This is a genomic window from Actinacidiphila sp. bgisy145 (assembly GCF_057708125.1).
The window spans coordinates 95648-107856 of the sequence record NZ_JBYIRL010000020.1; the positions used below are offsets into that span (position 1 = coordinate 95648).

Annotated in this window: 13 protein-coding genes; 7 read left to right on the forward strand and 6 right to left on the reverse strand. The window is 74.1% G+C overall.

From position 1 onward, the window contains the following. Positions 1-15 precede the first annotated feature (15 nt). Together AC3ERT_RS19480 and AC3ERT_RS19485 are read left to right on the forward strand one after the other, a co-directional pair. Entirely contained in the window at positions 16-813 is a 798-nt protein-coding gene (locus AC3ERT_RS19480; RefSeq protein WP_435135781.1) for a hypothetical protein, read from the forward strand. A 9-nt stretch (positions 814-822) separates the two neighbouring features. Next, on the forward strand, positions 823-1260 hold the full coding sequence (locus AC3ERT_RS19485; protein WP_435175663.1) for an ankyrin repeat domain-containing protein: 438 nt from the start codon (positions 823-825) through the stop codon (positions 1258-1260). A gap of 168 nt (positions 1261-1428) precedes the next feature. Here the strand turns inward: AC3ERT_RS19485 and alc are convergent, their stop codons facing one another. From alc to AC3ERT_RS19505, 4 genes are all read right to left on the reverse strand, one after another. Then, positions 1429-2577, reverse strand: coding sequence for an allantoicase (alc, locus tag AC3ERT_RS19490; protein ID WP_435175703.1), 1149 nt, complete (start codon positions 2575-2577; stop codon positions 1429-1431). A gap of 200 nt (positions 2578-2777) precedes the next feature. After that, complete coding sequence (locus AC3ERT_RS19495; RefSeq protein WP_435135783.1) at positions 2778-3701, reverse strand: LysR family transcriptional regulator; 924 nt, start codon at positions 3699-3701, stop codon at positions 2778-2780. 64 nt (positions 3702-3765) lie between these two features. Continuing rightward, positions 3766-4635: a crotonase/enoyl-CoA hydratase family protein gene (locus tag AC3ERT_RS19500; protein WP_435175665.1), complete on the reverse strand. Its 870-nt coding sequence runs from the start codon at positions 4633-4635 to the stop codon at positions 3766-3768. Positions 4636-4655: 20 nt separating this feature from the next. Further along, positions 4656-5228, reverse strand: coding sequence for a helix-turn-helix domain-containing protein (locus tag AC3ERT_RS19505; protein ID WP_435175667.1), 573 nt, complete (start codon positions 5226-5228; stop codon positions 4656-4658). Between the two features lie 122 nt (positions 5229-5350). On the opposite strand from AC3ERT_RS19505, the gene AC3ERT_RS19510 reads away from it, so the two are divergent. The 3 genes from AC3ERT_RS19510 to AC3ERT_RS19520 all read left to right on the forward strand — a co-directional run bounded on the left by AC3ERT_RS19510 (position 5351) and on the right by AC3ERT_RS19520 (position 7735). Next, the gene (locus AC3ERT_RS19510) at positions 5351-6121 is read left to right on the forward strand and encodes an AzlC family ABC transporter permease (protein ID WP_435175669.1); all 771 of its coding nucleotides are present in this window, start codon (positions 5351-5353) and stop codon (positions 6119-6121) included. Then, a complete protein-coding gene (locus tag AC3ERT_RS19515) occupies positions 6118-6435 on the forward strand; it encodes an AzlD domain-containing protein (RefSeq protein WP_335978710.1) in 318 nt (105 codons plus the stop codon). Before AC3ERT_RS19510 ends, AC3ERT_RS19515 begins: the two co-directional genes overlap by 4 nt. Positions 6436-6646: 211 nt before the next feature. Next, positions 6647-7735, forward strand: coding sequence for a phosphatidylinositol-specific phospholipase C domain-containing protein (locus AC3ERT_RS19520; RefSeq protein WP_435175671.1), 1089 nt, complete (start codon positions 6647-6649; stop codon positions 7733-7735). A gap of 36 nt (positions 7736-7771) precedes the next feature. Here the strand turns inward: AC3ERT_RS19520 and AC3ERT_RS19525 are convergent, their stop codons facing one another. Both AC3ERT_RS19525 and AC3ERT_RS19530 read right to left on the reverse strand, forming a co-directional pair. After that, positions 7772-8179: a nuclear transport factor 2 family protein gene (locus AC3ERT_RS19525; protein WP_435135791.1), complete on the reverse strand. Its 408-nt coding sequence runs from the start codon at positions 8177-8179 to the stop codon at positions 7772-7774. 247 nt (positions 8180-8426) lie between these two features. Next, positions 8427-9287, reverse strand: a complete 861-nt coding sequence (locus AC3ERT_RS19530; RefSeq protein ID WP_335978715.1) for a L,D-transpeptidase family protein — start codon at positions 9285-9287, stop codon at positions 8427-8429. A gap of 903 nt (positions 9288-10190) precedes the next feature. Here AC3ERT_RS19530 and AC3ERT_RS19535 point away from each other — a divergent pair. Next, positions 10191-10994 carry a polysaccharide deacetylase family protein gene (locus AC3ERT_RS19535; protein ID WP_435175674.1) on the forward strand — a complete coding sequence of 268 codons (804 nt, stop codon included), beginning with the start codon at positions 10191-10193 and terminating at the stop codon, positions 10992-10994. Positions 10995-11064: 70 nt separating this feature from the next. Beyond that, positions 11065-12066 (forward strand): hypothetical protein, encoded by a 1002-nt coding sequence (locus AC3ERT_RS19540; RefSeq protein ID WP_435175676.1) that lies wholly within the window; start codon positions 11065-11067, stop codon positions 12064-12066. The last annotated feature ends 143 nt before the right edge of the window (positions 12067-12209 follow it).

The following is a 12209-nucleotide window of genomic DNA, read 5'->3' on the forward strand; positions in this document are numbered from 1 at the left end:
TGAGGAGTGATGCTCATGTCAGGACGAGCGTTACGGGTGGGCGGAGCCGTGGGCGGGGCGCTCATGCTGCTCGCCGGCTGCTCCTTCGGCGCCCACCCGCATGCCACCGCCACCGCTTCGCCCTCCGCCGCATCCGCGCCGCCACCCGTCGGGAGCATCGAGCACCCCCGGCCGGTGGAGTGCGTCGACGGCTTCGTCCCGCCCGACAACTCCCCCTCCCCACCGCGCCGCACCACCCATCCGGCCGGCTCCCCCACGACCGCGCCCACCTCCCGTTCCCCGCACTCCCCGCACTCCACCCGCGCCGCCTCCCCGTCCACATCGTCGACCACCTCCGCGTCCACCTCCGCCTCCCAGACCGCCGATCCCTCGGTTACCGCCCACCCGGGCACCACGCCCTCGGGCACCGCCGACCCCACCACGGCACCCGCTGGCTCCGACATCGCTGTCGGCCCCCTGACCTGGCAGGGCCTGGGCGACCTGGCCGACGGCGAGCAGCGCGACCTCGGCCGGCAGAACTCCGGCGGCTGGCACTACCGCATCGACACCCTGCTCCATGCGGGCACCAGCGTCACGGTCACGGTCGGCGCCGAGCAGCGGGCCCGCGCCGGGCTGGAGTTCGGCGGCGAGTACGGCTCCGCTCCCGCGCCCGCGGTCTCCTTCCACGCGTGCCCGGGCTCCCCCACCTCCTTTCACGGTGCGTTCTTCGTCGCCGGTGACGGCCGCGCCTGCGTGCCCCTGGACATCAAGGTCGGTGACACCCCGACACGGCATGTGGTGATCTCTTTCTTCAGCGGACGCTGCCCTGCGTAGGGTGGTGGCATGACCGAGTCCAGCCCTGACCCCGCCTCCCCCTCCGAGCCGCCCGGCGAGCCCGCGCACGACCCGGAGGTGCTCCAACTCGCCGCTCAGGTCTTCGACCTGGCCCGGCAGGGCGACACCGACAAGCTCGCCGCCTATGTCGACGCCGGGGTGCCGGCCGACCTGACGAACGACCGCGGCGACAGCCTCGTCATGCTCGCCGCCTACCACGGCCACACCTCGACGGTGCTCGCCCTCATCCAGCGCGGCGCCGACGTCGACCGGATCAACGACCGCGGTCAGACCCCGCTCGCCGGTGCGGTGTTCAAGGGCGAGCAGGACGTGATCAGCGCCCTGGTGGAGGCCGGCGCCGACCCGGCCGCGGGCACGCCGTCCGCGATCGAGACGGCCCGCGTCTTCGGCCGCACCGAACTGCTGGCGCGCTTCGGCGCGCAGTGACCTGACCTGACGCCCGGCGCGCACGGGAGCCGCACCACCGGCTCCCGTCAGCCCGGCCGACACCTCGCCCCGAACCGCCCGACGCCGAGCCGACAGGTCCCCAACGCAGCCGCCAACCGCCCAGCCGCCAGATGCCCGACCGCCGGACGCCCCGCCGCCACCGCCGGTTCAGGCGATCGCTGCCGCCCGCGCCGCCAGCCGCGCCGCGCCCTGCGCCGTCAGCGAGCCGTACAGCCGCAGCCGGGATATGCCCCCGTCGGGGAAGATCTCGATCCGGGCGTCCGTGGCCGGAGCGCCGACCTGGATACCGGCCGGGGCGCCGCCCAGGACAGCGGCCGTGCCGTCCTCGACGACGAACCGGTGCACGGTGTCGGGGTGCAGCCGGACCCGGTCGAGCAGCGGCCGCCAGGGGCCGTCCGCCCCGTCCCGCAGGGACAGCGTGGCCCAGCCGGCCGCATTGCCCTTCAGGTAGGCGGTGTCGATCTCTACCGCCCGGATCACGCCCTGCTCGGCCAGGCGGTAGTCGATCCAGTCGTGGCCGTGGTCGCGGCGGCGCCGGGTCTCCCAGCCGTCGTCCATCCGCCGGGAGCGGCCCGGCAGGATGGTGTGCTCGGGCGGCGAGTAGAAGCGGTCCGAGGCGTTCCGGACTGCGCCGCCGTGTTCCAGGGCGACCAGGTCGAAGGTGCCGAGGGCGGCCAGCCAGGCGGGGTCGGCCACCACCTCGCCGTACACCCGCAGCCGGGCGACACCGCCGTCCGGATACTGACGCAGCCTCAGGTGGGTGAAGCGCCGCTCCCGGCGGATCGCGAAGGCGTTCTCCGCGTGGCCGCCGACCGGGGTGCGCGGCACCAGCGCGGTCCATGCCACCGACGGGTCCGCCACCTCCTCGGCGCCCGCCGACGGGGAGAGCGCGGCGGCTTCCACCGAGACGGACCGCGGGTAGTTGCCGCGGAAGTGCGCGGTGTCCACCACGACGCCGCGGACCACCCCGGGCACCGCGAGCCGCACCACCGCCCAGTCGTGGTCCTCCGCTTCCGGGTGCGGGGCCGACGCGGAGCGGCCCCGGCGCCTGCGGGTCTCCCAGCCGTCCATCACCTTGCCCTTGTGTCCGAACCGCTCGGGGTCGAAGACGGCGGGCCCGGGCAGGAGCAGATTCTCCCGCTCGGCGAAGAACTCGTCATTGGCCGCGACCACCCCCGCCCCGAGCCTGCGGTCGGTCAGCTCCGCCAGCCCGGTGAAGGGGAGCTCGGCCCGCCGGTAGTCCGCGAAGGGATTCCCCCCGCCGTACGGCAGCGCGTCCCCGGTGAAGCCGGTCAGCGCGGTGAAAGCCGCTTCCGCTCCCGTCCCCGCGTCCCCCGCCCCCGCAGCCGCGCCCGCGGCCACACCGGCGGCCGCCGCTCCCGATTCCGTACCCACCCGAACCCCTCCTCCTCGCCGGTCCTCCCTTGCCCCTTTTCCTGCCCCTACTCTCCCCCCTCCGACACTTCAACTCCAGCGATAGTTTTTGAACATTCTGTTCAGCTCAGCTTCACAGTGGGGTCCAGTTCGGCGGCGTGCCGCAACGCGCCCATCGCCCGCCGCACCAGCGCCGCGTCCTCCGTGCCGGCGCGGACCGCCGCCACGATCCTGCGCACCGGCCGGTCCACGTCGAGCGGCCGCACCGCCACCTCCCGCCGCCACCCGCCGACGGCCGCCATCTGCGGCACGAGCGCGATCCCCAGGCCCGCCGACACCAGCGAGAAGATCGCCGGCCAGTCGGAGGCGGCGTGCGCCTGCTCCGGCACGAACCCGGCGTCGGCACAGGCCGCTAGGGTCAGGGTGCGCCACGGCCCGGCGCTGCCGAAGATCCACGGCTCCTCGGCGAGCGCGGCCAGCCGCAGCCCGGGTTCGGCGGCCAGCGGGTGGCCGATCGGCAGCGCGATGTCCAGCGGGTCGGTGAGCAGCGGGAAGACCGTGAACCTCGGATCGCGGGCGGTCGGCGCGTCGACCGCGAGGGACACCGCGACGTCCACCGCGCCCGCCGCCAGCTCCTCGAAGACCGCCGCCGCCTCGACCTCCCGCACCGACACGGTGACGGCGGGCGCCGAGCGGCGCAGCAGTTCCGCGGCCGGCACCACGAGCCGGCTGATCGCGGTGGCGATGGTGCCGATCGTCACCAGCCCGGCGTCACCGCGTGCGTACCCCTCCAACTCCGCGCCCGCGCGCTCCAGTTGGGCGAATACCACCTCGGCGTGGCGGAGCAGGACGTGTGCCGCGCCGGTCAGCCGCACCCCGCGGCCGTGCGCCTCGACGACGGGCGTCCCTATCTGCTTGGAGAGCACGGCGAGCTGCTGCGACACCGCCGACGGCGTCATCCGCAGGGCGGCCGCGGCGGCCGTGACGGTGCCCGCGTCGTGCAGGGCGCGGAGGATGTGCAGCTTCTTGAGTTCCCACTCCTTCATACGGCCAGCCTAAACAGTCCTCCGCGGATCGTACGGCCGATGCCGACGAGTCGGGCGCGGCCTCCTATCCGTCGAAGCCGCCGTGCCGCCCCTCGCCGGCCGCGAACCGGGCGACCCCTGCGGCCATTTCGGCGAGCGAGACCTGCCCGTGGGCGAACTCCCCCGCCAGCGCCTGCTGTTCGGTCTGCCCTTCCTGCTCCAGCAGGGACATCCGGTCCTCGCGCAGGCAGGTCTGCGGGAACGCGGCGATCCGCGCGGCCAGTTCTTCGGCGGCGGCGCGGGAGGTGCCGACCGGGACCAGCCGGTCGGCCAGGCCGATGGCGTGGGCCTCGGCCGCGTCGACCGGGCGTCCGGTGAGGACCAGGTCCATCGCCCGGCCGGCGCCGATCAGCCGCGGCAGCCGTACGGTCCCGCCGTCGATCAGCGGCACGCCCCACCGGCGGCAGAACACTCCGAGGACGGCGTCCTGCTCGACCACCCGCAGGTCGCACCAGAGCGCCAACTCCAGCCCGCCCGCGACCGCGTGGCCCGCGATGGCGGCGATCACCGGCTTGCCCAGCCGCAGCCGGGTGGGGCCCATCGGTCCGTCGCCGTCGGCTGCCAGCCGGTTGCCGCGCGCGGTGCCCACGGCCTTGAGGTCGGCGCCCGCGCAGAAGGTGCCGCCCTCGCCCCACAGCACGGCGACGGCCGCCTCCGGGTCGGCGTCGAACGCCCGGAAGGCGTCCGCGAGCGCCTGCGCGGTGGGCCCGTCGACGGCGTTGCGCGCGTGGGGCCGCGACAGCACCACGGTGGTGACCGGGCCCGAGCGCTCGGTGCGTACCGACGGCGCCGTCGGTTCGGGCGGCACCGGCCGTACGGGCGGTACGGGCGGTACGGGCGGCTGCGGCATCGCGCGGAACTCCTCGCACTCGTACGCGTGCTGGGGCGCGGACACCGTACTGCGCCGCGGGCCGGTCAGCTGTGCTCGGACAGCAGCACCGCGACGGTCCCGGGTTCGAGGGCGCGGAAGACGTGCGGCACGTCCCCGGGGTAGCTGACGTAGTCGCCGGGGTGCAGTTCGACCGGGTCGTCGGCGATGCCGACCATCGCGCGGCCGGTGCTCAGCACCACGTGCTCGACCACGCCGGGCATGTGCGGCTCGGACTCGCGGTCGCTGCCGGTCTGCGCGGAGACGACGTAGATGTCCCGGCGGGCGTGCGGCGGGCAGGACGCCAGGAGCGTGGCGACGTAGGAGGAGTGTTCGGCGGTGAAGGTGGGACCCTCGCCGGCGCGGATCACCTGGACCCGGGGCGGGGGCGGGTCGACCAGTTGGGCGAAGGGCACGTCGAGGGCCACGCTGAGCGCCCACAGCGTCTCCACGCTCGGGTTGCCGGTGCCGGACTCCAGTTGGGAGAGCGTGGACTTGGCGATGCCGGCGCGGCGTGCGGCCTCGGCCAGCGAGAGCCCGGCGCGGCGGCGCTGGTGCTGAAGGGACGCGGCGATGGCGGCGATCGGCGGGCCGCCGCGGGGTCTGTCCTCCGTCGTCATACCGGGTGGCTCCAGTTCCTTCGGGCGTCGATCTTCGTCCGGCCGTCGCTCTGCCGTCGTTCGGTGGAGACGTCGTGTCGTTCGGCTTGACGAACGCGGCTTCCTTATGTTCATTCTATACGGTGATCCGTTCGATATGGCGAACCCGGGACAAGGAGCTGGCGGACCTGCTGCGCGACATCGCGCTGGTCTGCGTGGCCGACGCGCTGGTCGGCGCGTCCTTCGGCGCGATCACGGTGGGCCTGGGCCTGCCGCTGTGGCTGCCGATGCTGATGTCCGTGGTGGTGTTCGCGGGGGCGGCGCAGTTCCTCTTCGTCGGGATCGTCGGCGCCGGGGGCAACCCGCTGGCGGCGCTCGCGGCGGGCCTGCTGGTCAATGTCCGGCACGTGCCGTTCGGCTTCGCGGTCGGCGACGTGCTCGACGGCACCGGGCCGCTGCGCCGGCTGCTGGGCAGCCATGTGATGGTCGACGAGACGGTGGCGTTCACCCTCGCACAGCGCACCCCGGCCCGGCGGCGTACGGCGTACTGGCTGTGCGGGGCGGGCCTGTTCGCCGCCTGGAACCTCGGGGTGGCCGCGGGCGCGTTCGGCGGGCGGGCGGTCGGCGACACCGACGCCTTCGGGCTCGACGCGGCCTTCCCCGCGGTGCTGCTCGCCCTGCTGCTGCCTTCCCTGGACCGGCCCGGCAACCGCCGCGCGGCCTTCGCCGGGGTGGTGATCGCGCTGGCCACCACGCCCTTCCTGCCCGCCGGGCTGCCGGTCCTGCTCGCCCTCGCCGGGGTCGCCGCGGGCCTGCCATACGGCGCCGAGGCGGATACGGAGCACGCACCCGCAAACGCCCCCGCCGACGCTCCCGCCGACGCCGCCCCCACCGAGCCGAGGCCCAGCCGATGAGCACCGAACTCCTGGCCACGACGGCCGCATTGGGAGCGGGCACCTTCGCGTTCCGCTTCGCCGGGCCCGTGTTGCGCTCGCGGATCACCCTTCCGGCCCGCTTCGAACGGCTCATGGCCGTCGCCGTGGTCGTGCTGCTGGCCGCCCTGGTGGCCACCTCCGCCCTGACACAGGGGCACGGCTTCGCCGGCGCCGCGCGCACGGCGGGAGTGGCGGTCGGCGGGCTCTTCGCCTGGCGCCGCGCCCCGTTCGCGGTGGTCGTCGTCGCGGCGGCGGCCACGGCCGCCGTGCTGCGCCTGCTCGGCGCGAGCTGAGCCGCGCGACCGCCCCCACCACCTCGGCGCCCTTGACACACCATCACCCCCACACCCCCGGCGCGATGCGCGTAGGGCCGAACTCCCTTGGCCGACAGTGGAGGTGGTGGAGGTGACAGCGGGACGACAGATCGTGTTACCTGTCATGTCTCCGTCGATTCATGGCCCGCGGGCACCGTCTGGGCGGAGCGACACCCCCACAGGAGGACACGTGACCGTTCGGTTGATCCGCCGAGCTTCCCTACGTATTCGCGCCGCGCTACTGGGCGCATCGACGCTGTGCCTCGCCTTCACCGTCGCGGGCGCCGGCGGCGGAGCCGCTTCCGCCGCCGACACCGACTCGCTGCCGTTCTCCGGCACCACCGGCTCCGGGCTGCACAACACCTACGACCCGAGCGAGTTCAGCTACCTCGCGCAGTCGCTGGACACCGGGACGTCGATGATCGAACTGGACGTCTGGGACGACTTCGTCACCAAGGAGTGGAAGGTCAGCCACTCCAACCCGCTGGGCAACAGCAACAACTGCGTGAACGTCTCGTCCGCGGCCGACCTGTACACCGGCGGCGCCAACAAGGACCTGGAGAGCTGCCTCGACGACGTGCGGGTGTGGCTCGGCGCGCACCCCGGCCACGGCCCGCTGATCATCAAGCTGGAGATGAAGGCCGGTTTCCAGACGACGTACGGGATGAGCCCGGCGAAGCTGGACCAGTCGATCACCGACCACCTGGGCAGCCTCGTCTACAAGCCGTCCGACCTGCTGACGAAGTCCGACGGCAGCAAGTACGCCTCCCTGGACGCGGCGGCGAGCGCGGGCAACTGGCCGACCCGGCAGCAGCTCGCGGGCAAGGTCCTGCTGGAGGTCATCCCCGGCACCGTCGAGGAGTCCAACCCCACCGACTCGCTGTGGACCGACCAGGAGTACGCCGACTACCTGGCCGGCCTGCAGAGCCAGGGCAAGCTGTCGCAGGCCAACATCTTCCCCGCGGTGCACAACGCGGCGGCCGGCGACCCGCGGACGCGCTACTCCGACGCCTCGATCCGCCCCTGGTTCGTGGTCTTCGACGGTGACGCGGCGACGTATCTGAACGGCAGCATCGACACCAGCTGGTACGACACCCACCACTACCTGCTGATCATGACCGACGCGCAGAACGTGCCGCCGACGCTGGACGACACCGCCCCCACGGCCGCGGACGCGCAGGCCCGGGTCGCCCAACTGGCCGCGGCCCACGCCTCGATCGCGTCCAACGACTGGACCGGCCTGACCGGCGTCCAGGCGACGGTGCTGCCGCGCGGCTGACCGCGCGGACGCACCGAATCCCGACGGCCCGGCCGGTCACGCACCGGTCGGGCTGAGGTGGACGGCCGCGAGCTGCCAGCGGCCGTCCACCTCCACGAGGGTCTGGGTGATCCGGAAGCCGGCATCCGCGTCGCGCCCGTCGAAGACACTCTGCTGGCGCTGGACGCCCACCGCCACGGCGCAGCTCCCGTACTGACGCAGCGTCACCTCGGTCCAGGTGAAGTCGTCGTGCACCAGCGCGCCCGACGCGTACCGGTCGAGCCACTGCGCCTTGCCCAGCACGAAGCCCTGCGGGCCGACCGCGGTGAAGTCGTCGGTGAGCAGGGCGTCGAGAGCGGCGACGTCGCCGCGCCGCTCCGCCTCGGCCCAGCGCCTGCCGAAGTCGGCGAGCTCGCCGGGGTGTTCGCCCGCAGGCAGCGTCCGCACCGCTGAAGTCTCTGGCATTCTGGCCTCCGTTGCACGTGTACCGCCCCGCAGGGGTCTCACCATGAAGACCCGCGCGGGCAGGGATTTCGTGACATCGGCCGACGGCGGACACCCGTACGGCTGCCGCCGGAGCCGGCCCGCACCGACCGGCCGGCGCGCTCCCGCAGGGGTAACGCCCCGGAGCGGGACGGGGCAACGGGCACAAACGGGGGACGGCGCCGGCGGCGCGGGCGGACCCGGCCGCCGGCACGGTGGAGGCGGGACGTCAGGCGGCCAGGGACTGGCCGTCGCCCATCACGATCACCGGGTGGTCGGCGGGCAGCAGGGTGCGCAGCAGCGTCACCATGTGGGAGGCCGCGATGCTGACGCAGCCGTGCGTGGGGCCGCCGTGGTCGACGTGCACCCAGATGCCGCCGCCCTTGCTCGCGCCGAGCGGCTGGGTGCCGTCGAGCGGGGAGGTGCCGGGGACCCGGTTGTAGTCGATCGCGATGACGTAGTCGAACGCCTCGTCCAGGGTCTCGCCGTCGAAGCCGACCCCGCCGGCGTGGAAGCTCGACGAGTGGTCGTACGGGAGCTTGGTGCCCGGGTCGGCGTCGAACCCGCCCGCGTCGTGGAGGGTGAACACGCCGATCGGGCTGTGCAGGTCGCCGGCGTGGTGGTCGGCGGTCCAGCCGTCCTTGGCGTTGTGCGCCGTCCAGGTCGCGCCGGGCTGCCAGTGGCCGTCGGACCGTCTGGACCAGAGCGTCACCAGGGAGTCCGAGGAGTTCTTGGCCCGGCCCGAGGCCACCAGCACCTGCCGGCTGTTCGCCGGGATCTTCGCGCGCGTCCTGGGACCGAGGCCGGGGATGGCCAGGGGCATCGGGTCGGACGACGGCGAGGCACTGCCCGCGACCCGCGCGGCGGTGCCGGCGGCGGAGCGGGCGGCCGCGTCGCGGTTGTCGGTGGAGGCCGTGCCGTAGTGGTCGGTGGCCACGTAGCCGGCGCCGAGCAGGGCGAGGCCGAGGGCCGTCACCGACACGGCGACGGCCACCCGCTTCGCGGTGCGGCGCGGCCGCCGGTGCCGGCGAGGGCCCCGGTCGTCTTGGCTGGGACGCTGGGTGGTCGCGTCCGGGAGGGCGGCAGTCATCGCGACGATCCTCGCAAACCCGGAGCCGGAGTACATCATCCAACCCCCGCCAACGCCCGATTCGCCCTACAAGTCACCTTCGTGGCGCACAGATGTGCGGATGTTCGATCGTCTGACGGGGCGTCATATCATCCGACCCCATGTCAGCGACCCCGGTGGGAGCAAGTCCGGCAAACGGCCCAAAACCCGCCATCGGCGGGCCGGTTCAGCTCGCCCCGAAGGCGATCCGGCACCCCCGCTTCGCCCTTGCCGGCGAGGAGGCCGGCCGCATTGTCATCGGGCGGTCGGCCGCGTACGGGCGGCGCGCTCCGGTCCGGACGGCGACGGCGGCAGCGGCGAGGCGGTCGGGGTTGACGCCGTCGGCACCGCACCGCCCGGCCCCGCATCGCCCGGCCCCGCGCCGCCGCACGCCGCGGTCGCGGCGGCGGGAGGGGAGGCGGATGCCGTACGCCCGCGCCCGCCCGGGAGTTCGCGACCGCCGCCGACCGCGACGACGTACACCGCCAGGCACACGCCGGCGACGGCGATCACCGCCGCCGACCACGCGGCGCCGTGCCGCCTGCCGCGCCTGCGCCGACGCCCGCGCCCGCTCCTGGCTCCGACCCCGGCCCCCATCGGCTGCCTCCCACGTCCCGCACCTGCACGGCCCGTTCGCACAGGAGACGGCGGGACCGCGGGGCGGATAACGGAAACCGGTGGGTCGGGCGGGCGCACTCCCGTGGGGCCGCCGAAAGGTCGTTCGAGCCCGGCTGGGAGAATCCTGGGAGAACGCTGTGCGCGACGTCCGGCGCGCGGCTCGGCGGAACCGGTGGATAAGTAGGTACCGCGTGTATACCCTCTGTGTATAGTGAGGAGTGGGCGCGCCCGAGCGGGCCTGCCGACACGACGAGGGGGAGTTCCCGCATGCGCACGACCACAGCGCGCCGAGCCCGCGCGCTGACCACGCTGCTGGCGGCCGCCACCATGGCCTTCACCCTGACCGGGTGCAACGGCTACGACGCCACCTCCCCGGCCGCAGCGCGCAAGCACCTGGCGACGACCGGGGCCGCCGCGTTCGCCAGCGGCGCGAAAGGCAGCGTGGACTGCCGCAAGGTCAAGTGCATAGCGATCACCTTCGACGCGGGACCGAGCGTGCGCACCCCGCAGATCCTGGGCATCCTCAGCAAGTACCACGTGCACGCGACCTTCTTCACGCTCGGCAAGAACCACGTGATGAAGCACCCGCAGATGGTGCGGGACATGGTCGCGCAGGGCCACGAGGTGGAGACCCTCACCTGGAGCCACCAGATCCTCACGAAGATCAGCTCCTCCGAGATCCGCAAGGAGATCACCCAGGGGCGGGACGCGGTGCAGAAGGTCGCCGGGGTCACGCCCACCCTGCTGCGCCCGCCGCAGGGCCGGACCAGCAGCAAGGTCACCAGGATCGTCAAGCAGCTCGGCATGTCCGAGGTGGTCTGGAACTCCGACGGGGCCGACTACCGGACCACCGACTCCAAGCTCATAGCGTCCCGGATACTCAAGTCGGCCAAGCCGGACGGGATCATCCTGCTGCACGACCTGGTCGACAAGACGAACAAGGGCTACAACGGCACGGTCGCCTCGATCGCCCCGATCATCTCCACCCTCCAGGCCCGCGGCTACACCTTCGTCACCGTCAAGCAGCTCCTCGCGCCCGGCACCCCGCAGGCGGGCAAGGTCTACAAGTAGCCCCGGCGGCCCGCTGTCGGTCCGGCGTGATATCCAAGCCTTTGGGGAGCACGCGACAAGGGGGCGGCAGATGGCGTGGCGGAGGCTGTTGCAGGTACGCCAACCGGAGGGGCACGCGTACGCGCTGCGGCCGCGCGGCAGGGGTGCGGCCGTGGACCGCGCCTTCGGCGATCCGCGGCTGGCGGAGATGAGGCAGGCCGCCCAGGGCGGCGCCGAGCGGTGGCCGGTGCTGCGCGCCCACCTGGCGGCGGCCGACGGCGACGAGGACCTGACGTTCCTGGTCGAGGGCGTCGGGGACATCGCCCAGGTCGAGCAGTGGACGCGAGAGGTGGCCGACGCCGACCCCGGCGACACCCTGGCGCTGCTGGTCTCCGGCGCCCGGCACGTGGAGTGGGCCTGGCAGGCGCGCGGCCGGGCGAGCGGCGCCCACGTCTCCGCGGAGCAGTGGAAGGTCTTCCGCGAGCGGCTGCTGGTCGCCGAGGAGCAGCTGTACGAGGTGGCCGAGCGCGAGCCGTCCTGGGCCGCGCCCTGGTACTTCCTCCAGGTCAGCGGCCGCGGTCTGGGGGTCGGGCAGGAGGCGGCCGAGCGCCGGTTCGAGGCCGTGCGCCGCCGGGCGCCGGGCCATGTGGCCGCCCACCGCCAGCACCTCCAGCAGCTGTGCGCCAAGTGGGGCGGCAGCCAGGAGCGGATGCACGCGTTCGCCAGGAGGTCGGCACTCGCCGCCCCCGAGGGCAGCGGCCTGGGACAACTCGTCGCACAGGCCCACCTGGAGGACTGGATGGAGGCCGGCGGCGATCCGGACTCCACCGTCCTGCACGCCCCGCACGTGGTGCGCGCCCTGCACGAGGCGGGCGCGCGCTCGGTGCACCATCCGGCGTTCGCCCGGCGCGGCGACTGGGCCGTGGGCGTCAACACCTTCGCGATGGCGTTCGCGCTGGCCGGGGAGGACGCGGCGGCCCGCGCCATGTTCCGGATGGTGCGCAAGGCCCCCACCGAGATGCCGTGGCGGTACATGGACGGCAGGTCGCCCGCCGTGCCCTTCCTCGCGTGGCGGGCACGCGTCGGCGCCTGACCTCGGTCCCCGTTCGCGCCCGCACGCGCCCGACGCCGCCACCGCGGCCGTTCCGCGCCCGCGCCGCCGCTCCCCCGCGCTCCGCTCCCGCCTGCCGCATCCCGTACCGGGCACCCCGCACCCCGCCCGACGTATCCCGCCCG